The organism is Mesorhizobium sp. M0960, from assembly GCF_040319055.1.
GTDB lineage: Bacteria > Pseudomonadota > Alphaproteobacteria > Rhizobiales > Rhizobiaceae > Mesorhizobium.
The window spans coordinates 37,370-62,495 of record NZ_JAMYNN010000012.1; the positions used below are offsets into that span (position 1 = coordinate 37,370).

The 25,126-nt window shown below is 61.5% G+C and carries 24 protein-coding genes; 10 read left to right on the plus strand and 14 right to left on the minus strand.

The window, feature by feature from the left end:
* Nucleotides 1–52: 52 nt before the first annotated feature.
* Entirely contained in the window at nucleotides 53–922 is an 870-nt protein-coding gene (ehuB, locus tag NKH63_RS20735) for an ectoine/hydroxyectoine ABC transporter substrate-binding protein EhuB (protein ID WP_352918597.1), read from the minus strand.
* A gap of 240 nt (nucleotides 923–1,162) precedes the next feature.
* On the opposite strand from ehuB, the gene NKH63_RS20740 reads away from it, so the two are divergent.
* From NKH63_RS20740 to NKH63_RS20765, 6 genes are all read left to right on the plus strand, one after another.
* Nucleotides 1,163–2,353, plus strand: a complete 1,191-nt coding sequence (locus tag NKH63_RS20740) for a M24 family metallopeptidase (RefSeq protein ID WP_352846162.1) — start codon at nucleotides 1,163–1,165, stop codon at nucleotides 2,351–2,353.
* Between the two features lie 74 nt (nucleotides 2,354–2,427).
* A complete protein-coding gene (locus NKH63_RS20745) occupies nucleotides 2,428–3,576 on the plus strand; it encodes a M24 family metallopeptidase (RefSeq protein ID WP_352846160.1) in 1,149 nt (382 codons plus the stop codon).
* Nucleotides 3,577–3,586: 10 nt separating this feature from the next.
* Nucleotides 3,587–4,843 (plus strand): sarcosine oxidase subunit beta family protein, encoded by a 1,257-nt coding sequence (locus NKH63_RS20750; RefSeq protein ID WP_352918599.1) that lies wholly within the window; start codon nucleotides 3,587–3,589, stop codon nucleotides 4,841–4,843.
* A gap of 13 nt (nucleotides 4,844–4,856) precedes the next feature.
* Complete coding sequence (locus tag NKH63_RS20755) at nucleotides 4,857–5,138, plus strand: sarcosine oxidase subunit delta (RefSeq protein ID WP_023717017.1); 282 nt, start codon at nucleotides 4,857–4,859, stop codon at nucleotides 5,136–5,138.
* Nucleotides 5,135–8,089 carry a sarcosine oxidase subunit alpha family protein gene (locus NKH63_RS20760; protein ID WP_352918601.1) on the plus strand — a complete coding sequence of 985 codons (2,955 nt, stop codon included), beginning with the start codon at nucleotides 5,135–5,137 and terminating at the stop codon, nucleotides 8,087–8,089. Before NKH63_RS20755 ends, NKH63_RS20760 begins: the two co-directional genes overlap by 4 nt.
* Nucleotides 8,082–8,585, plus strand: a complete 504-nt coding sequence (locus NKH63_RS20765; RefSeq protein ID WP_023717015.1) for a sarcosine oxidase subunit gamma family protein — start codon at nucleotides 8,082–8,084, stop codon at nucleotides 8,583–8,585. Before NKH63_RS20760 ends, NKH63_RS20765 begins: the two co-directional genes overlap by 8 nt.
* Before the next feature lie 66 nt (nucleotides 8,586–8,651).
* Here the strand turns inward: NKH63_RS20765 and NKH63_RS20770 are convergent, their stop codons facing one another.
* The 10 genes from NKH63_RS20770 to NKH63_RS20815 form a co-directional block, all read right to left on the minus strand.
* Nucleotides 8,652–9,116: a cupin domain-containing protein gene (locus NKH63_RS20770; RefSeq protein WP_023717014.1), complete on the minus strand. Its 465-nt coding sequence runs from the start codon at nucleotides 9,114–9,116 to the stop codon at nucleotides 8,652–8,654.
* Between the two features lie 214 nt (nucleotides 9,117–9,330).
* Entirely contained in the window at nucleotides 9,331–10,206 is an 876-nt protein-coding gene (locus NKH63_RS20775) for an aldose 1-epimerase (RefSeq protein WP_352918603.1), read from the minus strand.
* A 5-nt stretch (nucleotides 10,207–10,211) separates the two neighbouring features.
* Nucleotides 10,212–11,012 (minus strand): FadR/GntR family transcriptional regulator, encoded by an 801-nt coding sequence (locus NKH63_RS20780; RefSeq protein ID WP_352918605.1) that lies wholly within the window; start codon nucleotides 11,010–11,012, stop codon nucleotides 10,212–10,214.
* Between the two features lie 2 nt (nucleotides 11,013–11,014).
* Nucleotides 11,015–12,016 (minus strand): ABC transporter permease, encoded by a 1,002-nt coding sequence (locus NKH63_RS20785; protein ID WP_023717011.1) that lies wholly within the window; start codon nucleotides 12,014–12,016, stop codon nucleotides 11,015–11,017.
* Nucleotides 12,013–13,533: a sugar ABC transporter ATP-binding protein gene (locus tag NKH63_RS20790; protein ID WP_352639175.1), complete on the minus strand. Its 1,521-nt coding sequence runs from the start codon at nucleotides 13,531–13,533 to the stop codon at nucleotides 12,013–12,015. The genes NKH63_RS20785 and NKH63_RS20790 overlap by 4 nt, the downstream gene beginning before the upstream one ends.
* Nucleotides 13,534–13,637: 104 nt before the next feature.
* The gene (locus tag NKH63_RS20795) at nucleotides 13,638–14,621 is read right to left on the minus strand and encodes a substrate-binding domain-containing protein (protein WP_352918607.1); all 984 of its coding nucleotides are present in this window, start codon (nucleotides 14,619–14,621) and stop codon (nucleotides 13,638–13,640) included.
* A gap of 32 nt (nucleotides 14,622–14,653) precedes the next feature.
* A complete protein-coding gene (locus NKH63_RS20800; RefSeq protein ID WP_023717008.1) occupies nucleotides 14,654–15,430 on the minus strand; it encodes an SDR family oxidoreductase in 777 nt (258 codons plus the stop codon).
* 5 nt (nucleotides 15,431–15,435) lie between these two features.
* Nucleotides 15,436–16,608: a galactonate dehydratase gene (gene dgoD, locus NKH63_RS20805; protein WP_352918609.1), complete on the minus strand. Its 1,173-nt coding sequence runs from the start codon at nucleotides 16,606–16,608 to the stop codon at nucleotides 15,436–15,438.
* A 187-nt stretch (nucleotides 16,609–16,795) separates the two neighbouring features.
* Complete coding sequence (locus NKH63_RS20810) at nucleotides 16,796–17,851, minus strand: alpha/beta fold hydrolase (RefSeq protein ID WP_352918611.1); 1,056 nt, start codon at nucleotides 17,849–17,851, stop codon at nucleotides 16,796–16,798.
* A gap of 339 nt (nucleotides 17,852–18,190) precedes the next feature.
* Entirely contained in the window at nucleotides 18,191–18,775 is a 585-nt protein-coding gene (locus tag NKH63_RS20815) for a glutathione binding-like protein (RefSeq protein WP_352918613.1), read from the minus strand.
* 460 nt (nucleotides 18,776–19,235) lie between these two features.
* On the opposite strand from NKH63_RS20815, the gene petA reads away from it, so the two are divergent.
* From petA to NKH63_RS20835, 4 genes are read left to right on the plus strand one after another with little or no spacing between them, the layout of a single operon-like run.
* On the plus strand, nucleotides 19,236–19,712 hold the full coding sequence (gene petA, locus NKH63_RS20820) for a ubiquinol-cytochrome c reductase iron-sulfur subunit (protein ID WP_352918615.1): 477 nt from the start codon (nucleotides 19,236–19,238) through the stop codon (nucleotides 19,710–19,712).
* A gap of 17 nt (nucleotides 19,713–19,729) precedes the next feature.
* Nucleotides 19,730–21,022: a cytochrome b gene (locus tag NKH63_RS20825; protein ID WP_352918617.1), complete on the plus strand. Its 1,293-nt coding sequence runs from the start codon at nucleotides 19,730–19,732 to the stop codon at nucleotides 21,020–21,022.
* Nucleotides 21,023–21,045: 23 nt separating this feature from the next.
* Nucleotides 21,046–22,563 (plus strand): mechanosensitive ion channel family protein, encoded by a 1,518-nt coding sequence (locus tag NKH63_RS20830; RefSeq protein ID WP_023717001.1) that lies wholly within the window; start codon nucleotides 21,046–21,048, stop codon nucleotides 22,561–22,563.
* 26 nt (nucleotides 22,564–22,589) lie between these two features.
* Nucleotides 22,590–23,501 carry a pirin family protein gene (locus NKH63_RS20835; protein WP_023717000.1) on the plus strand — a complete coding sequence of 304 codons (912 nt, stop codon included), beginning with the start codon at nucleotides 22,590–22,592 and terminating at the stop codon, nucleotides 23,499–23,501.
* Between the two features lie 66 nt (nucleotides 23,502–23,567).
* Here the strand turns inward: NKH63_RS20835 and NKH63_RS20840 are convergent, their stop codons facing one another.
* Genes NKH63_RS20840 through NKH63_RS20850 form a run of 3 tightly spaced genes read right to left on the minus strand, consistent with a single transcriptional unit; the run spans nucleotide 23,568 to nucleotide 25,111 of the window.
* Nucleotides 23,568–23,999, minus strand: coding sequence for a DUF1810 domain-containing protein (locus NKH63_RS20840; RefSeq protein ID WP_352918618.1), 432 nt, complete (start codon nucleotides 23,997–23,999; stop codon nucleotides 23,568–23,570).
* A 41-nt stretch (nucleotides 24,000–24,040) separates the two neighbouring features.
* Entirely contained in the window at nucleotides 24,041–24,322 is a 282-nt protein-coding gene (locus NKH63_RS20845) for a GNAT family N-acetyltransferase (RefSeq protein WP_352483845.1), read from the minus strand.
* 54 nt (nucleotides 24,323–24,376) lie between these two features.
* Nucleotides 24,377–25,111, minus strand: a complete 735-nt coding sequence (locus NKH63_RS20850; protein WP_023716997.1) for a sensor histidine kinase — start codon at nucleotides 25,109–25,111, stop codon at nucleotides 24,377–24,379.
* Nucleotides 25,112–25,126: the final 15 nt, after the last annotated feature.

Here is a 25,126-nt window from a genome sequence, read left to right on the forward strand (position 1 = left end):
GATTCCCCCGGGGAAAAAGGGCGGCGCTTTCGCGCCGCCAGCAGTTGGGAACCTATTTGCCAGCACAGAGCTCTGCGGTCGTCTTGTTGGGGAGATAGTCCTTGCCGAAGCCGAGTGGCTCGACCAGCGCGATATGCTCCGGCGAACCGAGGAACTTCTTCAGCTCGGCGTTGAACGCCTCCTGCAGGTCGGTGTCTTCCTTGCGGAAGCCGAAGCCGCCATGACCTTTCACCGACTTGCCGGCGACCTCGCCGAAGGGCTTGGTCGATTCGACGCCGTCGGCTTTCTTGGCCATGTCCGCGATCGAAAGAGCGGTCAGTGCGGCAGCGTCGGCGCGGCCCGACTGGACGGCGGCGACCAGGCTGGACTGGTCGGGCAAGGAGACGATCTGCCCACCGGCAACGCCCGCTTCCTTGGCGAAGCCGCCTTCGACGGCGCCGGCCATCACGGCAAGCTTGAGATCCGGATTGTCCTTGATGCTGGAAAAATCCTTGATGCCTTTCGGATTGCCTTTTGCCACCAGCATAGCCTCGCCGATGCCGTAGGACGGCTCGGAGTAGTTGATCTCAGCGCAGCGCTTCGGAGTGATGAACATGCCGGCGGCGATGATGTCGAAGCGGCCGGCCTTGAGACCCGGAATGAGCGAGCCGAATTCGGTCAAAACACCGTCGACCTGCGGTATGCCCATCTTGGCGAGCACCGCCTTGGCGACTTCCGGCGCTTCGCCAGTCAGCTTGCCGTCTGGCGTGGCGTAACCGAACGGCGCCTCGTTGGCGAAACCGACGCGGATGTAGCCGTCCTTCTTGGCCCGTTCGAGGGTGGTTTCCGCGTGAGCGGACAGCGACGTCAATGACGTCGCGGCGAGCGCGATGCAGGCAGCCGCTTTCACGACCACGCGGCGCGATATCGATGATTTGAGCATGCTTTTCTCCCATTGAACAACTGTGGATGGTTCCCAGGGCGCGGCCTTCTTCGAGGTCGACGCCTGCTTGATCAGACGTATACAACTGCCCTAGACATTTCGCAAGCAGAGATATAGAAACCATGTAAATTCGGCGCTAATTCGTAGTTATCCAACAAACTTGACGTCGAGTTGTGCACAATTTCGCCTGGTTTGCCCATTTACAAGAGGGCAACAGCGTACCCAGAAGGCAGGACTTCGGTGGCGACCGCGAACGAGTTCGGGACATTCACGCAAGCGGAGTATGGGCAGCGCCTGGCCGGCGTGAAGACACGCATGCAAAAAGCCGGCTTCGATCTCGTCGTCTGTCAGGATCCAGCCAACATGTGCTGGCTGACCGGCTATGACGGATGGTCGTTCTACGTTCCGCAGTGCGTGCTCGTCCATCTGGAGGAGGACCGGCCGATCTGGTTCGGCAGGGCGCAGGATGCCAAGAGCGCACGCCTAACCACCGGCCTGCCCGAGACAAACATCGTGCCGTTCTCGGAACGGCTGGTGCAGCAGCCGGTCGAACACCCTTATGACGAACTCGCGCAACTGATCCGGTCGCGCGGCTGGGGAAAGGCCCGCATCGGCGTCGAGATGGACGCGCATTATTACACTGCGCGCTGCCACGCCCACCTTGTCGAGGGGCTGCCCGACGCGCACTTCGCCAACAACCACGATCTCGTCAATTGGGCGCGGCTGGTGAAATCCGAAGCCGAGCTGGTGCTGATCCGCGAGGCGGGTGCGATCTGCACGTATGCAATGAACCGCGCCATCGAGAAAATGCGACCCGGTGTGCCTCAGAACCATGTCATTGCGGAAATCTATCACGCACAGATCATGGGCGTGCCCGGAGCGGGCGGCGACTATGCCGCGATCTGTCCGCTGATGCCCGTTGGCGAAGGCACCAGCACGCCGCATCTGACGTGGTCCGACGCGCCGCTGCCGGACAGCGGCCTCGCCATTCTGGAGATCGCCGGCGTGCGCCGCCGCTATCATGCAGCCCTGACCCGGACGGTACATTTCGGCAAGCCGCGGCAAGCCATCCTCGACATGGCCAAGGCGATCGTCGAGGGCGTCGACGCTGGCCTCGAGAAGGCGCGCCCCGGCAACACCGCCGAAGAGGTGGAAGCCGTCTGGCAGGCAGTCCTGCGGAGGAACGGACTGAAGAAGGAAAGCCGCGTCGGCTATCCGGTCGGGCTCGCATACCCGCCCGATTGGGGTGAACGCACCGCAAGCCTTCGTCCCGGCGACACCACCGAGATGCAGCCTGGGATGTGCTTCCATTTCATGGCCGGCGTTTGGCTCGACGATTTCGGCATCGCCATCTCGGAATCGTTCGTCGTCACGGAACGCGGCGGCGAACGCCTCTGCGATGTGGCGCGCGAACTCATCGTTATCGATTGACATGGCGGCCGGGAAGCCGGCTGCCGAAAAGACCATGCCTGCCACCAAGCCGGCAACAAGCACGAGGACGCCCGATGGACCGTAATCCCTTTTCCGAAGCCGAAATCGCCGGCCGCCTGGCCAAGGTCCGTACTACACTGGCCGAGCGTGAGCTCGACGCGGCGGTCTTCGCCTCGCCGGAGAACGTCTTCTATCTCATCGGGCTCGATCACTGGGGGTATTTTGCCCCTCACCTGCTGATCGTCCCGCTCCAGGGAAAACCTGTCCTGGTCACCCGCTCGATGGAAAAGGTAACGATCGAGAAGCAGGTGAAGGCAGCGGAATTCCGTGGCCACTCCGACAGCGAAACCGCGGCCGACCTTGCGGCGCGGGTACTTGCGGAGCTCGGCCTGTCCAGCAACCGGATCGGCCTCGAATACTGGACGGCCGGCCTTAGCCATGGACTTGCCGTAGCACTCCAGATGCAAGCGGATGCCAAGTGGAGCGACGTCTCCGGTCTGATCGACAAGATGCGGCGGGTGAAGAGCGCCGAGGAACAGGTGCTGATGCGGCGCGCCGCAAAGGTGACGGACGCCGCCGCCGGTGCCGCGATCGCCGCGATCTCGGATGGCGCTTCCGAACAGGAGGTCGCCGCCCAATGTGTTGCGGCAATGATCCGCGCCGGCGGTCATGCGCCGGGCTTCGGACCGTTCATCCGCCCGGCCGCGCGCCTCGGTGAAGAGCACACGACCTGGGGCGACGGTATCTACCGCAAGGGCGAGCCGGTCTTCGTCGAACTGTCCGGCTGCATCTCACGCTACCACGCGCCGCTCGGCCGGCTCGTTCGCATCGGCCACATCAGCGACGAAGACGCCACAATGGCGGCGGTGACCGCCAAGGCGTTCAACGCTGTCGTCGAGGCGCTGCGGCCGGGCGCCAAGGCGCGCGATGTCTACGCCGCCTGGCAGGCCGTAGCCGACGAGGCCGGTCTTTCCCACTATCGCCGCCATCACTGCGGTTACCTGGTTGGCGCTGGCCAGCCGCCATCATGGACCGGCGGCAATTCGGTGACCGGCTTGAGGCACGATTCCGACCTTGAGATCGAGACCGGGATGAGCTTCCACATCCTGTCGTGGCTGATGGGAACCGGTCGCGGCGATGACTTCGTCTCCAACACGGTGCTTTTGACCGACGCGGGTGCTGAAGTGCTCACCCGCACGCCGGCCGGCCCGATCGTTCGATAGGCCCGCACGTATGGCGCGCTACTCGGCACTCTGGATTTTCCGCAACGCGCTGTCTGGCCAGAAGAATTGGCAGCGCGCCTGGCGGGCGGCGGAGCCAAAACCGTCCTATGACGTGATCGTCATCGGCGGCGGTGGACACGGCCTCGCCACCGCCTTCTACCTTGCCGATAACCACGGTATCCGCAACGTCGCGGTGCTCGAAAAGGGCTATGTCGGCGGCGGCAATGTCGGCCGCAACACCACCGTCATCCGCTCCAACTACCTGCTCGACGGCAACACCCAGTTCTACGAATTCTCGATGAAGCTCTGGGAGACCATGTCGCGGGTGCTGAATTTCAACGTCATGTTCTCCCAGCGCGGCCAGCTCGTCACAGCGCATTCGGCCGATCAGCTCGACGGTTTCAGCCACCGCGCCAACGTCATGCGGCTGAACGGCATCGATGCCGATATCCTCAACCGCGAAGAGGTGCGCCGGCTGGTGCCCTATCTCGATTTTTCCGACACTGCCCGCTTCCCGATCCATGGCGCCATCTTCCAGGGCCGGGCGGGCACGGCACGCCACGACGCCGTCGCCTGGGGCTATGCGCGCGCCGCCGATAGCCATGGCGTCGACATCATCCAGAACTGCGAGGTGACAGGCTTCCTCCGCGACGGCGACAGTATCGTCGGCGTCGAAACGACGAAAGGCCGGATCGGCGCCGGCAAGGTCGGCCTCGCTGTTGCCGGGCATACATCCGTGCTCGGTGCCAAGGCCGGCCTTGAACTGCCGATCGAAAGCCACGTCCTGCAAGCCTTTGTCACCGAACCGCTGAAGCCGCTGGTAGATCACGTCGTCGCCTATGGCGCCGACCACTTCTATGTCAGCCAGTCCGACAAGGGCGGGTTGGTCTTCGGCGGCAATCTCGACGGCTACAATTCCTACGCCCAGCGCGGCAATCTCGGCGTCGTGCGCGAGGTGGCGGAGGCGGCGATTGCATTGATGCCGTGCATTTCGCGTGTCCGCCTGCTGCGCCACTGGGGCGGCGTCATGGACATGACCCCCGATGCCAGCCCGATCATCTGCCCGACGCCGATCGACGGCCTCTATCTCAACGGCGGCTGGTGCTATGGCGGCTTCAAGGCAACGCCAGCTTCCGGCTGGTGCTTCGCCCACACGATCGCCACCGGCAAGCCGCATCCCTTGATCGCGGCCTACGGGCTCGATCGTTTCCGCACCGGCCACACGCTCGATGAGGCCGGCGTCGGCCCTTCCGCTTGGCTGCAATAGGAGGCGGAACAAAATGCTGCGCATCGAATGCCCCTGCTGCGGCCCGCGCGACCATGACGAGTTCCGCTACGGCGGCGATGCCTCGGTCACGCGTCCGGCCCATGACGATCCCGATCCGGAGGCCTGGTACCGTTACGTCTATATCAGGACAAACCCGGCCGGCCCGCACCGTGAATACTGGCAGCACGTGACCGGTTGCCGGCAATGGCTGGTGGTCGAACGCGACACCCGCAACCATGCCGTCGCATCAGTCGACTTCGCCAGGAAATCAACTCTCAGGAAATCACCGGCATGAGTTCGAACCGCAAACGCCTGCCGGTGGGTGGCCGTATCAGTCGCGAGGTGCCGCTCGATTTCACCTTCGACGGCCGCAAGCTGATTGGATATCGCGGCGACACCCTTGCCTCCGCGCTGCTCGCCAACGGCGTCACTCTCGTCGGGCGCAGCTTCAAATATCATCGCCCGCGCGGCATCTTTTCCGCCGGGCCGGAGGAACCGAATGCGCTGGTTACGCTCGGGACCGCAGGCAGGCGCGAGCCGAACCTGCCGGCGACGACACTGGAACTCGCCAACAGCATGGACGTGGAAAGCCAGAATCGCTGGCCATCGCTGGCCTTCGACGTACAAAGCGTCAACGGGCTGTTGGCGCCGTTTCTGTCCGCCGGCTTCTACTACAAGACCTTCATGGGCCCGACGCGCCGCGCCTGGATGTTCTACGAGCACTTTATCCGCAAGGCGGCCGGTCTGGGCAGAGCCGGCACCGGCCCGGATCCCGACCGCTACGAGGTTCGTCATGCTTTCGCCGATGTCGCAATTGTCGGCGGCGGCCCGGCGGGACTGTCAGCAGCGCGGGCAGCCGCCGCGGCCGGGGCGCGGGTCGCGCTGATCGAGCAGGATTTCCTGCTTGGCGGCCAGCTTCTGGCGGAACCGTCCGACAGCGCAGCGGCCGCATGGTTGAGGCAGGCCGAGGCCGAGTTGAAGGGCTTCGAAACCGTCGTGCTGATGAAGCGGACAACCGCTTTCGGCAGCTATGACGGCAATGTCATCGGGCTGGTCGAACAGCGCGATCCAACCGGTCCGAAGCCGAACGGCGAGGCGCGGCAAACGGTCACCATGCTGCGCGCCCGCTCGATCGTTTTCGCCACTGGCGCCATCGAGCGACCGATGGTGTTCTCGAACAATGACCGGCCCGGCGTCCTGCTTGCCTCAGCCGCCCGGACCTATCTCAACCGTTTCGCTGTCCTGCCGGGCAAGAAAATCATTGTCGCCACCACCAATGACGGTGCCTGGCGCACCGCCTTCGACTATGCCGCAGCCGGCGCGGAGGTGACGGTTGCGGATCTGCGCGCAGTCCCGCCCGCAGCACTTGCCGCGGAAGCCGCACGGCTCGGCGTAATGATACGAGCCGGGACGCGGATCGTCGACCTGCACGGCGGCCATGCCGTCAGGCACGTAACGCTCAACGGGCCGGAGGGCCAGTCCTCGGCCGCCTGCGACCTGGTCTGCGTGTCCGGCGGCTGGTCGCCAACCGTGCATCTCACCTCGCACCTCGGTGTCAAACCTGTCTATCGCGACGATATCGGCGGCTTCGTGCCCGGCGCGTTTCCGGCCGGCCGGCTAGGTGCCGGCGCGATGATTGGGGCCTATGCAACTGCCGATGCCATCGAGGACGGTCATCGCGCCGGCATCGACGCGGCAGCCTCCGGCGGCAAGTCGGCGCCGGTTCCCGCTCCGGCCAAACTCGATCTCGGCGACACCGCCACGACGCTACTTCGCGAAGCGCCTTCCGTCGGACATGGAAAAGCCTTCGTCGATTTTCAGATGGATGTGACGACGAGGGATATCGAACTCGCCCATCGCGAGGGCTATGAATCGGTCGAGCATCTGAAGCGCTACACCACGCTCGGCATGGGTACCGATCAAGGCAAGACCAGCAATTTTCCGGCGCTTGCCGCGATGGCGGCGCTGCGCAACGCAACGATTCCCGAGACCGGCGTCACGACCTTCCGCCCGCCCTATACGCCGGTTGCCATCGGGGCGCTTGCCGGGCGCGCCATCGGCCATCATTTCAAGCCGATCCGCCGCACGCCAATGCACGACTGGCACATGGCCAACGGCGCCGAGATGCTCGAGGTGGGGCTCTGGATGCGGCCCTATTTCTACCGGCAGTCCGGACATGACGTGAATGAAGCCTATGTCGCCGAAATGCGGAATGTACGTCAGGCCGCGGGGCTGATGGACATCTCCACGCTCGGCAAGATCGACGTCCAAGGCCCGGATGCGGCAATCTTCCTCGACCGCGTCTACGCCAACGGCTTTGCCAAGCTGGCGGTCGGCCGCGCCCGCTACGGCGTCATGCTGCGCGACGACGGCATCGTCTTCGACGACGGCACCACGACGCGGCTGGCGGAAAACCGGTTCTTCATGACCACTTCGACCGCCAAGGCCGCCGATGTGCTGTCGCGTCTCGAATTCCTGCTCGACACGGCCTGGCCGGATTTGCGCGTGGCCGTCACTTCGGTCAGCGACGAATGGGCGGCGATGTCGGTTGCCGGGCCTAACAGCCGCGCGATCCTGAATGCAGCGTTTCCCGCTCTCGACGTTTCCGACGCGGCGCTTTCGCATATGGGACTACTCGAAAGCGGATGGGGGGGCCGTGCGCTCCGCATCCTACGTCTCAGTTATTCCGGCGAGCGCGCTTACGAAGTCTATACCGGCGCCACTGCCGGTGAACAGCTCTGGAGCCGTCTGCTCGAAGCCGGCAGACCATTCGACCTGAAGCCTTACGGCGTCGAGGCGCTAGGTGCGCTGCGCGTCGAAAAGAGCCATGTCGCCGGACCTGAAATCGATGGACGCACGACGCTCGACGATCTCGGCCTCGGCCGCATGGCCGGCAAGCGCAGCGGCTTCGTCGGCGACGTCCTGCGACGGCGCCCTGCCCTCCACGCGCCCAACCGGCAGCGCCTGGTCGGACTGGAATGCATCGAGGACGGAAAACGCCTGCGCGGCGGCGCCATCCTGTTCCTGCCGGATGAGAAACCCTATGGCCATGGGCGCGGTCGCATCACCTCCGTCACTTTCAGCCCCGAGCGCGGCCATTATGTCGGGCTGGCCCTGCTTGCCGGCGATGTCGCGGCAGAAGGAAGCGAGGTCGTGGCGGTCTATCCGATGAAGGCCGAAACAGTTCGCGCCCGCATTGTCTCGCCAGTATTCCTCGATCCACAGGGAGAACGGCTGCATGGCTAGCTTGACCTCTTCTCGGGATTTCAGCCTATCCGTGGCCGATTGTCCGCTTATCCAGATCGAGGGCTGGGACGGGACACTGAGACAATTCGAAAAGAGCGTCTCGGCGTCGCTCGGCACGAAACTTCCCGCTTCGGTCGGAGAGACCGTTCGCCACAAGGGGCTTCTAATCATCCGCATTGCACCTCGCCGCCTCTGGCTGGTTCTCGACGAAGGCACGCAAGCGCCCGCGCTTTCCGTCGACCCCGATCTCGGCTGTTCTGTTCCCCTCGGCGAAGGTCGTGTTCGTTTGAAAATGGCCGGCCCTGACATCGCAAGGCTTCTGTCCGGCTGCATTACCGTCGACTGGCACGCGCCGGCCGCCGCTCCGGGCCGCGCCGTGCAGACATCCTTCCATCATGTCTCCGTGCTCTTCCTGCGCACCGGCGAGGCCGCGTGCGAACTCATCGTGCCGCGAAGTTTTGCCCGCAGCCTCTCGGATTGGATTGCGGATGGCTAGCCAATGGTGGTTTCTCGGGCAAGGATCGGCTTTAGCGGCCGATCCAAGCCGCTATCACCAAACCGTTTACTCTCTTGCTGGCCAGTCTTGCAGAAGCGTAATCCCAAATTTCGGCGCGGCTGCTTTGAGCCGCTCGATATCGGCAGGCGTCGGCGGCCCGACCACCTCTCCCTTGCCGAGTTCATGGCCACCTTCGGCGAGGAACTGCTCGAACACACTTGGCGTGTCTATCAGGATGTAGCGAACGGGCTGGTTGCCGGGATTCACGAGCTGGTGCGGGATGCCGCGCTTCAAAAACATGCTCTCACCGGGCGAGAGCGTTCGGACCTCGCCGGCCACAATTGCGGCCAACTGCCCTTCGATGACGTAGACTGTCTCGTCGTCATTCGCGTGAACATGGATTGGTGTTTTCGTCTGCCCGTCGCTTCGGTTTTCGAAGAGACTCAACAAGCCTCCCGTCTGTTCGCCGGAGACCAGTCGCTTCATGACGATGCCTGCGAGCACGAATTCCTTTGGGTCAACATCTGTCATTGATCCAATCTGCCAGGTACATTCGGAGTAGGCCCGTACCGTGCCGTCAAGCAGACAAACTGCGCAGCGACATCCGGCAAACGTCGAACGGGCTCACGGGTTCCCGGTCGCCGGAGTTCCCTCTTCCCAAGCTCACTTTGGACGAAAAGCCGGCTAACCGGACATGCTGGCCGACACCGACATACGCCAACTCGAGGGCGCCGCAGAGGTCCGTCTAATTGACGGCGAAGCTGCAACGGGCTGCCAGACTCTCGCCAGGGCCAAGCACCGACAGTCCATTCCATTTGTCGATCGAACCACGATTGTGAGCATCGACCGCATGACTGACCGGTTCAAAACAGAAGAAGTCGCTCTCGTCCGATGGCGAATAGACCAGGTAGAAGTTCAAGGGCGACGAAGCTTCAATCCGCAGGCTGCAACTGTGCTCCGGCCACGATATGGTAGCGACGCCGTCCCAGCCGGCAAACAGATTGTTTATCCATCCGCTCGGCAATACGGCCGGGGCGCCGAAATCCCAATCGGGACGGGTTTTGACATCCACAAACCGTTCGGGGAGATGGCTGGGCAGTTCGAGACAAACCTGCGAGGCCGGCGCATGAAGCGCGGTCCGTGCCGTTCTCGGGAACCATGGATGGATACCAAGCCCGAACGGCAGCCTGACCGAGGCCCGATTGACGATGCGAAGCTTCAGCTCGAGCCCTTGTCTGGCTAGCGCGTAGCTCACATCGGCGCGATATCGGTATGGGCCGGGTCCTTTGCTGATAAGGGACAGCTTTGCGTTGTCTTGCGCCACGCTGTCGACGTCCCACTCGCTCGAAAATCCATTGCCGTGAACGGGAAATGGCTCGCCTGCAACATTGGCAGGCAGTTCGTGGAATTTGGAGTCGAATGTGAATCCGCCGCCCGAGATGCGATTCGACCACGGCAAAAGCAGGTTGCAGGCAAGGTCGAATGGGTTGCTGCTCCCGCCGTTTGGCCAAGGCCTGAAGATCGGCAAGCGCCCATGGTCCAGTCTCGCAAGACCTGCCCCAAGCGACGGGACGATTTCAGCGGACAGGTCTCCGCTTCCGATTTTGATCGTTCGGACCATCAGTTTCAGACGGTATCGGCCTTGGCAGCGGCGATCGGCTGTGGATGGCGGCCTTTGCGAGCCACTGCAAGGAGGTCGTTCGACGCGATCCCGATGAGCGCCTTCATCTGATCGTGAGCGTCGTCGGCCCTGCGCATCCGGATTGCCTCCAGCACGTCGCCATGCGCGCTCAGCGTCTGCTGGTAATTAGCGGTGGCCGATGTGGTCAATCGGAAGGAGAAGCTGAGGGCGGCAGCAAGCATATTGCCGAGATTGGCGAACACCGGGTTGCGGCTGGCACGAAGGATGGCGGTATGAAACCTGACGTCGGCATCGAGACACGCAGCAAGGTCGTCCTGCGGAGCAATGCGCATGGCCTCATAGGCGGCTTCGATGACTGCGAGATCGCCTGACGTCGCCGTCTTGGCCGCAAGGTGGGCGGCCGCGGGTTCAATGATCAGCCGCGCCTCGATCAATCCGCGGACGAAATCGAGATCGGGCTCGATATCGCGCATCCATTCCAGAACCTGTGCATCCAGCCTGTTCCATTCGCTCGACACGCGCACACGCGTCCCGGCCCGCTTGCGTGCCTCGATCAATCCTTTCGCCGAAAGCGTCAGAAGAGCATCGCGAAGCGCCGTGCGGCTCGCCCCGTAGATAACGCAAAGTTCAGCTTCCGTCGGCAAGACGGAGTGCTGCGCGTAGGAGCCGGCGAGGATTCGCTGTCCGAGATCGCGTGCGATGCGATCCTTGAGCGATGACGTGGCGCCATCTGCGGCAGGAATGTCCTGCTTGCCTTGGCCAGTCGAAGCGATCGCCGTGTCCATCGTCATGTCCTGTTCAAGTGGTACTCGGCAATTACCACAGCAAGTATCAGCAGCGAGCCCTTGGCAAGCAACTGATAGAAGGTTGGCACGGACGTCAGTATCATTCCGTTGTTGAGGACACCAATGATGGCGACGCCCAGTAGTGCGCCGACGATCGTGCCCTTACCGCCCTGCAAGGCGCAGCCACCCAGAACGGCCGCTGTGATGGCCTCGAGTTCCAGGCCTTGGGATCCGGATACGGGCTGCCCCGAGCCGGTACGGGCAGCCAACAGAATCCCGGCCAATCCGGCCGCCACTCCACTCATGATGTAGATGCCGACACGGTAGCGGTTGATGTTGATGCCGGAGAAGCGCGCAACAACGGGATTGCCGCCCAGGGCATAGATGTTGCGGCCAACGATCGAGCGGGCAAGGAAGAGATGGAACACGATCGCGGTCAGCAAAAGAATCCAGATCAGCAGAGGCAGGCCGAGGATTCGTCCGATCCCAATGAAGCGGAAAGTGTCGCTGAAAATCGCGATCGATTGCCCATCGGATATGATGAACGCGATGCCGCGGAAGATCGCCATCGTACCGAGAGTCGCGATGACAGCGTTGACCCGCCCGTAGGTGATGATGATGCCGTTCACGAGGCCGGCAAGACCACCCAGGACCAGGCCGGCAAGAATGCCCGCTGCCGGCGATCCGGTCGCCTGGATGGCCATTGCCGTCGATACTGTGGTCAGACCGACGATTGCGCCGACGGCAATATCAAGCCCGCCGGCGACGATGACCACGGTCTGGCTCATCGCCAGGACGCCCAGGATGGTAATGCCCAGACCGATGTTCAGCAGGTTTCGGCTCGAGAAGAACACGTCGCCTCTCAGAGTGCCGAAAATGAGCACGAGAATGGCGAGAGCAACCAGGAGGCTTATGTTGTGAATGCCGATGCGCTCTGCCATGCGCAAGGAAGGGCGTCTTTTGCCGGTTTGTGTTGTTGCTGTCCTGAGCTCAAGGCTGTTCACTGAATTTGTCCTCCGAGCGATGCTACAGATTGCGGCATGGCGTGCTTCAGGATCGTGGCCTCATCGATGTCTGGGCGGGAAAGTTCGGCCGTGATCCGGCCTCCAGCCATGACAAGCACCCTGTCGGCGAGCCCGATCAGTTCGGGCATTTCCGAGGAAATCAGGATTATGCCGATGCCGCTTGCGGCGAGTTCATCGATCAGGCGATAGATTTCCGCCTTGGCGCCGATGTCGATGCCGCGGGTCGGCTCGTCGAGGATGAGAAGCATCGGCTGCCGCGCAAGCCAGCGCGCGAGAACGACCTTCTGTTGATTGCCACCCGACAATTTCGAAACCTGTTCGTCGAGATTAGGTGTCTTGATCGACATCTTTGCTGCAAGCGGTGAGACGATCTCCAGTGCCTTGCGCCGGTTGAAGAAGCCGAAGCTCGACGTCTTGTCGGGCACGCAAAGCGAGGCATTGTCAAGAATGCTTCGGAACAGCAGCAGGGCCTCGTGCTTGCGGTCCTCGGGGGCGAAGCCGATGCCTGCCACGATCGCTGCATGCGGACTGTTGGGGCCAACAGGCACGCCACTCATCGTTATGGTTCCGTCGAGGCGCCGATCATAGCCGACAATCGCCTTTGCCAACTCGGATCGACCCGCACCCATAAGGCCGGCAATGCCGAGCACCTCGCCGCAGCGGACCTTGAGGCTCACATCGGTGACGTGGTCGGTGGTCAAGCCCGTCACCTCCAGCAATGGTTGCCCCGATTGCCACGTCTCGCGCGTAAACAGATCGGCGATGTCACGGCCGACCATGAGTTTGGCTATGGTCTGCTCGCTGGCACCGGCCGCGCGGGAATCGTCGACCAGCCGGCCGTCCCGCAAAACGACAATGCGATCCGCAAGGTCGATGACCTCGTTCAGCCTGTGAGAGATGTAGACGATCGAAGTGCCCTCTTCGCGCAGCCGCCGAATTACTGAAAACAGACGGCGCGCTTCGTCGTCGGTCAGCGACGAGGTCGGCTCATCGAATGCGATCAGCCGACCGCCGGCCCGTATGGCGCGCATGATTTCGATCATCTGACGCTGCGCCGGACCGAGCGTGCTGCAGAGTTGACGCGGCCGCATATCCTGCTGCATGCCGAAGGTCGCAAGCACCTTGTCGGTCTGCTCCTCGAGCCTATGCCAGTCGAGCAGGACGCCTGCCAGCCGCGGCAGTTCGCCGACGAAAATGTTCTCGGCCACGGTCAGGTTCGGAACGATCTCCGGCTCCTGATGGATGACGCGTATTCCGGCTCTGTGGCTGTCGCGCGGTTCGCTGAAAACGATCGGCGTGGAGCCATGCAGCACGGTGCCGGTGTCCGGTGCGAACACGCCCTCGAGAATTCGCATCATTGTCGATTTGCCGGCCCCATTCTCGCCAACCAGGGCGAGCACCTCTCCTGGCCGAAAGGCAATCGAGACATTGTCGAGGGCCTGCACGATGCCGAAGCGCTTCGATATCCTGTCGAGCGAGAAGAAATCCGATTGCATCAAAGCTCACTCCCGAGAAGCGATCCCGTGTCGGTGGCGTGTGCCCGCTGACGAACTGCCGATTTGAGCGTCATGCGCCTTGCGGCGCATGACGCGTGGCCGGTTCAGTGGCAGAGCTTGGCTTTATAGTCCGACGCAAAATTGTCGGCGGTGATGTATTCCGGGTCCGTGAAGGACTGAACGGGAAGCTTCGTTCCGTCCTTGATGGAGGCCAAGAGAATCTTCACCGCCAGCGCGCCATGATTTTCCGAATTGAGCCACATCGTACCACGGAACGCCGAGGGCTTTCCGGATCCGAAGGCGTCACAAGCGCGGCTCCCGTCGATGCCGATCCCCATGCCCTGGTCTGGGGTATAGCCCGCATTCTCCAGGGCTCGCGCACCACCCAGCACGCCATCATCGTTGCATGAATAGAATATCCAGTTCGTGACGCTGGGATTGGCCGTCAATGTGGTGGTCATCACGTCGATGGCGTTGACCATCGTGTTGTCGTAGGAGACGCGAACGATATTGCCCGGCTTGAAATCGGGCACCGCCTTCAGGAATGCTTCTTCCGCGCCCTTGTTGCGCTGCATGCAGGTATCCGCTTTGCGGTCCTCGATCGAGGCGATGCGCACCTCTTTGCCGGCCCAGCCGTCGGCCTTGTAGAGCTTGGCAAGTTCTTCGCCCACCCGCGCACCGATGTTGTAGGCATTCATGCCGACATAGGGGACCTGAGTGCCGTCCTCGTAGTAGATGTCGTCATCGACCGCCACCAAGGGAATTTTTGCGGCCTTTGCTTTCTCGGCGATGACCGGTCCCAGCGCCTTGTCGGGGACGACAATGGCGATGCCTTTTACGCCATCGCCGACCATCGTATCGAAGGTCGTGATCGTCAAATTGGCGTCGAACTGAACGTCCTGCGACACGAACGCAGCCCCTGCCGCCTCGGCCGCTTTCTTGGCGCCGCCGACTTCGGCGACAAACCATGGATGGTCTCCCATCTTGTTGATGTAGCCGATCTTGATGTCGTCTGCGCTTGCTGCGCCACTCATCAGTCCGGCAGCCAATACCGCAAATGTCGCCAAAGCCTTTGTTGTGGTTTTCATGAAGATCCTCCCTGAGAGCTCGATGGTCGTTGCTAGTCGTGGTAGAGAACCGAGCGCCCACCATCGATGGTGATCGTCTCGGCATTTATGAACGGCGCTTCGTCCGAAGCGAGGAAAACCGCCGTCATTGCAACCTCGTCCGGCCGGCCAATGCGCTTGGGCGGATGAAGGTCGTAGGCTCGCCGCTTCTCCTCGGCGGGGTTCGGGAATGTGTTCCAGTAGGCTTCCGCGATCGGCGTCTCGATATAGCCGGGGGCGATCGCGTTCACCCGGATACCGCGCGCGGCATATTCGATGGCCAGCGAACGGGTCAGGCCCAAAAGTGCATGCTTGGCGACCGGATACGGGAATGTATGGGGAATGATCTGGAACGCGTGACAGCTCGCTATGTTGACGATAGACCCCGAGCCCTTCGCCAGCATCGTCGGCAAGACTGCCTTGGCGCAGAACCATGCGGCCTGGAGGTCTAGCTTGAGACAGCGGTCCCATTCCTCATCCGGCATCGCCAGTGGTTCGTAGAAGACGTTGGCACCGGCATTGTTGACGAGAACGTCGACGCCGCCATAGCTCGTGATCGTGCGGGCGACCATGTCCGCGACCGCGGATGCGTCCGTGACATCCGTCTCGACGAACGATACGTCGGCGCCTCCGACACGCAGTTCGTCGGCGATCGCTTTGCCGCTTGCCGCATTCAGTTCGGCAATGACGGTCTTTGCCCCATGCATCGCAAAAGCCCGGGCGGTGGCGGCACCGATGCCTTGGCCGGCGCCTGTGACGATTGCGATCTTTCCTTGCAGCCGGCCTGCCATTGCATTCACCAGTCGACCACGGTGCCGTCCGGCATGACGGCGTTGCGGGCATGCAGCACTTCCTGCTTGAAGGGGTGGCGCGCGATAACGTCCTCATTGACGGTGACGCCAAGGCCCGGCAGTTCGGGCAGATCCCAGCGGCCTGGCTTGCGCCGAATTGGCCAGGTAACGACATCGTCGTACCAGGCGACGGCACCGGACATCTCCTCCTGAATGACAACGTTTGGGGTCGATATGCCGAAATGAAGAGCAGCCACACCGGCGATCGGACCGAGCGGGTTGTGCGGCGCAAGGCCGATGCCTGCGGTTTCCGCCATGGCCGCGATCTTCTTTGTCTCGAGCAGACCGCCAGTGTGGCAAATATCAGGCTGGGCAATGTTGAAGGCGCGGGCTGCGATCGAGTGCGTGAATTCGCGACGTCCAATCAGCCGCTCGCCGGAAGCGATCGGCACGGCCGATCGCGCCGTAATGTGCGACAGTCCGGCAACATCTTCGGGTGGAACGGGCTCTTCCGCGAACATGATGCGGGCCGGCTCGATTGCCTTGAGGTAATCCATCGCCGCGTTAACCGATGCAGGGCGTCCGTGGAAATCGATCATGATGTCGATATCCGGGCCTACCGCCTCGCGAAGTGAGCCAACCATGTTGGCAACAGAATCGACTGCCTTCGCAGGAGACACGTAGTGGGTGTAGGGAATGCAGACGACCTTGACCGCATCGTAGCCTGCTTGCGTCACGATGCGTCCGCGTTCCACGATGGTATCCGCGGATCCGGTCTCATAGACCGCCTTCATGTCCCCGAGGCCGAGATGCGTATAGGTGCGCAGATAGTCGCGGACCCGACCGCCCAAAAGGCGCCAGACGGGGACGCCCAACGACTTGCCCAATATGTCCCAGAGCGCGATCTCGATGCCGCTGACGGCGGACATTCCCTCGACGCCAAGACGCCAAAAGCCGTGCCGCGTAAGTATCTGGTAGCACTGCTCCACATTGCGCGGATCTTGCCCGATGAGCAGGGCCTCAAGGTCCTGAAGCGCCCCAACGACGGCTCGGGTCTTCCATTCCAGCGTTGCCTCACCCCAGCCAAACAGCCCGGGCTCGTCGGTTTCGACGCGAACGAAGACCCAGTTGCGCATTTCCGCATTGCAGACGCGCGCCTTGATGGCCGTGATTTTCATTGGTCCTCCCAGACCTGCCGTCTTTTTTCGAGGCAATATGTATGATTTATTACGGATAATATGAACGAGTCAAGCGCAACATCGATGTGGACCAGCGCCTCGCCTCGACGTTCAGCGCAAATGCGCAACCATCATGTCCTCGCCACCCATCCAGCGCAGGCATCAGCAGCTCACTCAGCTTGCCTGATCAGTATTCGCTGACGTCGATGACAGCCTGGGCAAAGGCTTGCGGGGCTTCTTGAGGCAAGTTGTGGCCGATACCGCCGATGATGATCCGGTGCGTGTATTTGCCCGAGAATTTCTTGGCGTAGGAACTGCTGTCGGGATGGGGTGCACCATTGGCATCACCCTCAAGGGTAATGGTCGGCACTGTGATCACGGGAGCTTCGGCCAGCCGGTTTTCCAGAACGTCATATTCCGGCTCGCCATGTGCCAGGCCGAGCCTCCAGCGGTAATTGTGAATGACGATGCTGACGTGATCCGGGTTGTCCAGGGCTGCGGCGCTGCGCTGGAAGGTGTCATCGTCGAAATGCCACTGCGGCGAAGCGAGTTTCCAGATGAGTTTGGCGAAATCGCGCGTGTATTTCTCGTAGCCGGCGCGGCCGCGATCCGTGGCGAAGTAATACTGATACCACCATTGAAGCTCCACCTCCGGTGGCAGCGGCACCACGCCGACCTGCTGATTTCCGATTAGATAGCCGCTCACCGAGACGATCGCCTTGCAACGCTCCGGCCAGAGCGCGGCAACGACATTGGCCGTTCGGGCGCCCCAGTCGCAGCCGGCGATCGTGGCCTTTTCGATCCCCAGCGCATCCATCAGCGCGATCGCATCCGCGGCGAGCGCCGACTGCTGGCCATTGCGCATCGTCTCGTCCGACAAAAATCGCGTAGTGCCGTAGCCGCGCAGGTAGGGCACAATCACGCGGTGCCCCTTTGCGGCAAGCAGGCGAGCGACGTCGGTGTAAGTGTGAATGTCATAAGGCCAGCCATGAAGCAGGATCACTGGGGCACCTTCGGCGGGCCCTAGCTCCGCATATCCGACGCTCAGCTTTCCGGCATTGACCTGGCTGAGCGAGCCGAATGATTTCTGCCTGGGTTGCATCGCGGATGCCTTCGCCTCGACCGTCCAAGTGGCTGCCGGTGCGTTCAAGCCGAGTTCGGTGGCGGCGAACGTCATTGCCGTTGCACCAACAATGCGTCGGCGGCGATGATCGACCGTCTCGGGAGCTTTATTCGCATTCATGATGAAGCCTCTATGATGACCAACAAGCGGGAGCGACCAGAACCCGCCGCCGTATCGGCCGACAGGAAATATTGCGCCTATTCCGACGGTGACTGCGACGAATCCAGGATTGTAACCGCTCGGCCAGGAGGCAGTGCGGCGAATTCTGACCGGATGCCGGTAAGGTCCAGCGTTTCCTCGATTTCCCTCCTGAGAAATTCGAGACGTAGGCCGTCCCCGCGCTTGGAAGCGGCTGGATGTAGCATCCGCAGAAACGGCAGCATGAGAATGACTCCTGATCTTTGTTGGGGTGAGAGGATATATTGCGTCTGATCTTATGCTCGGAGCCACCCTCGGCTTTTAGACGAGGCCCTCACGATCCATTGCGATGCGCACGGCCGGTCGCGCAGCCATTCGGGCGCGAAGCGCTTGCAAAGGCGCGGGAACAGGGACGTGGAAGCGGGCCGCCCAAAGCAGCATCACGAAAAGATAAAAATCCGCCACGCTGGGTTTGTCGCCGAACAGATAGTCGGTCTCGAGCCCGTCAGCGAAGAACTCGAGTTGGCTCGTAATCGCCGCGCTCGCCTTGGCCTTTTCGGCATCGCTGCTTTGGTGCCACATCGGCTTGAAGCTTCGGTGTATTTCAGTTGAGACGTAGGCCAGCGCTTCGAGAAGGCGGGTACGGCCCAACGGCCCCGCCACTCCCAGTGCCGGGTATTGTGACGCAATCCAGTCGAGGACTGCGATATTTTCCGTCAGCGCTTCGCCGCTATCCAGCACGAGGGCTGGAACATAGCCCTTGCGCGTGACGGTGGTGAAATCATCCCCGGAGCTCGTTCGTTTGGTTTTGAGGTTCACGCTTTCGCGCTCGAAGGAAACACCCGCCTCTTCCAATGCGATGTGGTCCGCCAGGCTACAGGCGAGAGGGCTGTAGTAGAGTTTCACCGTTTTCCCTTTCTGAACCCCGATTGAGTTCCGCAATTGGTCGTCGCCAGGCGAAAACCTGCCCAGCGCCACGCGAGACAACTGCTCCAAAAACTCGCACTTGGCGGGGACGACGACTACGACCCCGACAGCTAGGCGTGCCTATGCCGAGGTATGATCGGGCTGAAGTTCGGGATCGCCGTGCGCAATGCCGGACGGTATCCCAGCCCAGTGGCCAACGGTTACCTGGAGGAATTCAGAACCTTCCATGATGGCGTCATCGCCAGCCGGCCAGTCCTTCGCTCAGGAAATCATAAACGAAAGTATTGGACGCACGTGCCCTTGGCACGATGGCTCACACCCGGCCACGGCCGGCATATTCCGCGCGACATGAGCAGACTCGAAAGGCGAAGGCCGTGGCCTGCTTTGCTCGATTGCCATCAACGCGATGCAGCAGCTTCCAACAATAGGAGTCGCCATCATGGCCGATCTTTCCGATACCTCCACAGCCGAGCACGCATTGCGCGTCGAGGCGCCCGCCGCGATCGAGGTCGACGTCTCCTCGCTGAGGCCGGGAACGTGGCTGATCGTCGACTGGCACGGCAAGCCGGTGGTCGTGCGCAACCGCACCGAAAAAGGAGAGGAGGACGCCGAGGCAGTCAATCTCGCCGAGCTCAAGGATCCAATTGCCCGCAACGCCAACCTGCCGGCCGACGCGCCAGCGACCGACGCCAATCGCACCATGCCAGGCAAGGAGGCCTGGATGGTGATGGTCCAGGTCTGCACCCATCTCGGCTGCATCCCGCATGGTCAGGAAGGCGATTTCGACGGCTGGCTCTGCCCTTGTCACGGCTCTCAATACGACACCGCCGGCCGCATCCGGAAGGGGCCGGCACCCGAGAACATGGCGGTACCGGTGTTCCAGTTCGTCTCCGACACCAAGATCCGTATCGGCTGAGGCAGGAGGGCATTTCGATGAGCGACAAACACTCGACCTATACGCCCAAAACCAGAATCGAACGCTGGTTCGATGCCCGCCTGCCGCTGCCGCGGCTGGTGCACGACAGCTTCATCGTCTATCCCGTCCCGCGCAACCTGAACTACGCCTATACGTTCGGCGGCATTCTCACGATCATGCTGGTTTCACAGATCCTGACCGGCATCGTGCTGGCCATGCATTACGCTCCTGATACGGGGCTGGCCTTCAATTCAGTCGAGGAGATCATGCGCGACGTGAATTCGGGCTGGCTGCTGCGCTATCTCCATTCCAACGGCGCGTCGTTCTTCTTCATTGCCGTCTACATCCATATCTGCCGCGGGCTCTACTATGGTTCGTATAAGGCGCCGCGTGAGCTGCTGTGGGTGCTCGGTTGCACCAATCTCCTGCTGATGATGGCGACGGCCTTCATGGGCTACGTGCTGCCTTGGGGACAGATGTCGTTCTGGGGCGCTACTGTCATCACCAACTTCTTCACGGCCGTCCCACTGATCGGCGACTGGCTCCAGCAGCTTTTGCTCGGCGGGTTCGCGGTCGACAATCCGACGCTGAACCGCTTCTTTGCGCTGCATTACCTGCTGCCATTTGTGCTTGCGGGCGTGGTGACCTTGCATATCTGGGCGCTTCACGTCGTCGGCCAGAACAATCCGACCGGCATCGAGGTCAAATCGAAAACCGATGTCGTGGATTTCACGCCCTATGCCACCGTAAAAGATGCCTTCGGCATCCTCGTGTTCCTGTTCTTCTTCGCCTACTTCGTCTTCTACCTGCCGAACTATCTCGGCCATCCCGACAACAACACGATCGCCAATCCGCTGAAGACGCCGGCCCACATCGTGCCGGAATGGTACTTCTTGCCGTTTTACGCGATCCTGCGGGCCATCACCTTCAATATCGGGCCGATCGATTCCAAGCTCGGCGGCGTGCTCGCGATGTTCGGCTCGATCGCGGTGCTGTTCCTGGTGCCGTGGCTCGACACCTCGAAGGTGCGCTCGGCGGTCTACCGGCCCTGGTACAGGGTGCTCTTCTGGCTGTTCGTTGCCAATTCCCTCTTTCTCGGCTGGCTCGGCTCCCGACCGGCGGAAGGCGCCTACGTCGTCATGTCCCAACTGGCGACGCTTTACTATTTTGCGTTCTTCATCATCGCCATGCCGGTGCTCGGGCTGATCGAAAAGCCGCGACGGCTGCCGAATTCGATCACCGAAGCAGTTCTCGAAAAAGACAAGGCCAGCGGCCGAGGCCCGATCGCCGGGCCGGAGGCCAAACATTGAACTGTGAATGGCGGTGATCGTTCATGAACTGGTGGAACTCTCCTCTGGTCTACATCGTGTTGCTCGGCCTCGCCGGGATCGTCGTTTGGACCCTCATCCCCAGACGCTTCGCCAATGCGAAGCTGGTCGTCCAACTCAGCTTTTTCCTCGCGATGTCGGCCATGGTTCTCGACCTGCGCGTCGTGCCATACGAGGCCGCAGGGGACAACGAGACAACCGGAGGAGCGATCCTCATGGGCTCGGTCAAGCTGCTCTGGTGGGTTCACCTTGCCTGGGCGCTAATCGGATTTGTCCGTATCTATCTCGTTTTTGAGCGAAAGCCGCGCGAGGCACGTCTCCTGCAGGACGTCGTGGTCGGTATCGTCTATGCTGGAATGTTCCTGTCGATCCTGGCGTTCGTCTTTGCGGTGCCGGTCGGAACGCTCATTGCCACGTCCGGGGTGTTTGCCGTCATCCTGGGACTGGCGCTCCAGAATACGCTCGGTGACGTATTTTCGGGGATCGCGCTTAACCTCGGCCGCCCTTACGTACTTGGAAACTGGATCATTCTGAGCGACGGAACCGAAGGCCGCGTTGTCGAGACCAACTGGCGGTCGACCCAACTCCTGACCCCGACCCACAATGTCGTCGCGCTTCCGAACAGCCTTCTCGCCAAGATCGGGGTAACAAATCTAAGCGGTCCGGACGAGAGCCATGGACTTGCCGTAACCGTCAAGATGGCGCCAACGAAGACGCCGGCGATCATCGTAGACCTCATGCGCACCGTCTTGCTGAGCTGCAATTCAATCCTCCAGGACCCTTCGCCTTTGGTCACAATCAGAAGCCTGGATGCGGCAGCTATCGAGATCGAGTTGTTTTTTCGCGTCGCAAATCTTGACCAGCGAAGTGCCGCTCGGAACGAAATCTTCGATCTCATTTATCGCCATTCAAAGTCGACCGGCATGCTGCTGGCGGAGCCACTTTCGGCTTCGATTGCCATGACCAACCGGCTGAGCGACGAGAAGGCAGCCTCCCAAAGCTTCACCCCGATCGAACTCATCAGGTCCATACCGGTATTCTCGGCGCTAACGGATACCGAGCAGGAGTCGCTCGCCGCAGCGGCCTCGGTTCGCACCTACCATAAGGGCGAGATCATCGCACGACGGGGAGAGATGCTGCCGTCGCTCATGATCGTACGGACGGGAGTTATCGTCCGGCAAATTGGCGAGGACGATGCTCACCTGCAGGAGATCGGCCGGCTTGCACCCGGCGATTTCTTCGGCGAGACCGGCTTGCTCGCCGGCATTGGCGAGATGTCGAGTTTGCGGGCAATGACCCCCGTCGAGGTTTACGAGATAGACCAGGAAAGCTTTGCGCCGCTGCTGCACGAAAGGCCCGAAATGGCTGAAGATCTTGCGGCGATCCTGTCGAAGAGGGTGTCGGCTCTTAATGAAAGCGGCATCGCCGGACAGAACCACGCGAGCTCCAAATTCGCGCTCCTCAAAGCCATTCAGACAGTCTTTCGCGCCGCTCCGTTCAAGCGCGTTCGAGCACCTGGCTGACAAGGCATGCAGAAGGACAGAGATCCATGACCATCCGCCAAAGCGATATCACAGGCATCGATACAATCATCCAGCCGGCTATCCGTGATTTTGCCGACGGACTGAAGATAAGGCGCGTATTGCCCTCCTCGAATCGCCTGATGATCGGGCCCTTCATCCTGTTCGACCATTTCGGCCCCGCTATATTCGACGCAGGTCACGGTTTCGATATGGGACCGCATCCGCATATCGGCGTTGCGGCCGTGACCTACCTGATCGACGGCGAGATCGTCCACCGCGACAATTTCGGTAAAGTGCAGACCATCCGTCCTGGCGAGGTCAACTGGATGACGGCCGGGTCGGGCATCGTCCATTCCGAGCGCACGCCACCGGAAGTCCGGGCGTCGGGAAGCAATCTCTTCGGCGCTCAGGCTTGGATCGCCCTCCCCTCCCGCTATGAAGAAATTGCCGCCGACGTCGCACATTTTGGCGCTCCCGAAATACCCAGGATCTGTGCCGACGGCGTCGAGCTTACGTTGATCGCCGGCGCGTCCGACGGGTTGGTCTCGCCGGTAAGGACGTTCTCCGACATGGTCTATGCCGAAATTGTGCTCACGAGCGGTGCGCGATACCAGGTGAAACCCGAACACCGTGAGCGTGCAATCTACATCGTCGCCGGTGAGGTTGGAATTGTCGGCCAGTTCGGGACGTTTCATGAGGCCGAATTGATAGCTCTGGCGCCCGGCGCTGAGATTGTGCTCCAGGCGCCTGCCTTCCATGCGGCGAGGCTGATGCTGATAGGAGGCGAGCCCTTTTCCGAGCCACGTCATATCTATTGGAACTTCGTCTCCTCTTCAGCCGAACGGATCGAGCAGGCAAAGGCGGATTGGCGCGAACGCCGCTTCTCCGGCGTGCCGGGAGACCACGAGTTCATGCCTCTGCCAGATCGCAGCGTGTGAGGGATAAGGCAGCGGATGGTGACCTCAGCGCCGCGACAGCTTTACGCCGGTGGCGTAGGCAGACCACTACGATATCAAGTAGAGATCGTTCATCGTTTCCTCGTCGAGCAAACCGTCGAACCAGACGTCGGAGATTGTCTCGAGCAGGAACTCGTCGTTGCTTGCTTCGGAAAACAGCGTGAGGGACGCGTGCAACTTCTTCGCATCAACCTCACCGAAGACAGCGCGAGCGCTTAGGCCGGAGAGCCGCTGCAGGGTGCCAACACATTCCCGATAACAGCCTCCTAGGATCGGAAATGAGAGATAAGCGCTGGCTTCGTCGAGCGATGTGATTGAATATGGCTCAGGCGCAGTACCGCTTCGCCTGGTGGCCAACCTTGGGAAGATGAACTCCATATAGGGAGTGCACATCATTCCTTGACGGAGAATAGCCAGCGCGTCGTCGTAGACCGGATCCTGTGCGCTGACGAACCTCTGCAAATCATACTCGTCGTGCATTAGGATAGATCCCTGGGAAACCCTCAACATTCGTGCCCTGACTAGCCGTCGACGACATCTGCATAGTCCGGGTGCTTGGCGAAAAAGCGGCTCATGAAGGGACATTTCAAGATCGCTTTACGGCCGGTTTTGCGGAGCAGCTCGAAGGTGCCCTGCGCCAATCGCGACGCGATCCCTTGTCCGGAAAATTCCGACGGGACTTCGGTGTGTATCAGCGCGACCTTCCCGCCCTCGAGCCGATAGTAGGCCGCCGCAAACATATCGCCGGCGATCGGCAGCTCGAAACGGTCCTGTTCGACGTTTTCAACGACTTGTGCATCCATCTTTATCTCTCGATTGTATGTCACGTTTGTCACCGGAGGGAGATTGGCCGGCCGCTATCGCACCGCGGGCAACCGCAGAGTGACGGTCGTGCCTGCCCCAAGTGTGCTCTGAATATCGATGCTTCCGCCTGACTGCTCGGCAAAGCGCTTCACCATCGGCAAACCGACGCCGCCGAGGCCTTCGCTTTTGGTGGTGAAGAACGGATCGAAGGCGCAGACCATCGTCTCGCTGGTCATCCCGATACCGCTGTCCGCGACACGGATATCTACCTGACCGGCGGTAGAGCTTTCAGAGGCCAAGCCGGCATCGATCGAGATGAAGCCGCCGTCAGGCATTGCATCGCGCGCGTTGAACAGAAGATTCAGAACCGCATTTTGCAATCCAAGGCGATCGCATCTCACCAAAGGCAGGTCCGATCCAACCCGAAGCTCAAGACCGAAATTGGCATCCAAGGCGCTCCGCACGAGGGTTTCGATCTCAGCCAGGCAAGCACCTACGTTTGTGTATTCGATTTCCGCGGGGCTCTCTCGGGCCAGGCTGATGGTTTGCCGGACAAGGCCACCAGCCCGTTCCAAAGCCGTTTTGGCGCCGGCAACTACAGGCCCAAGCGCCGGAGCCGCTTGGATGCTCGGATCGCGGGCCAGGTGGTTCAACGCCGACGAGGCGACCTGAATGAGATTGCCCAGGTCATGGACGATGCCGGCCGTCGACATTTGCACGGACATACCACTTCCAGGACCATCGGACGGGCTGTCGAAGACATCTTCTTTTATGTCCGGACGAAACATTTCATTACCCCGTTG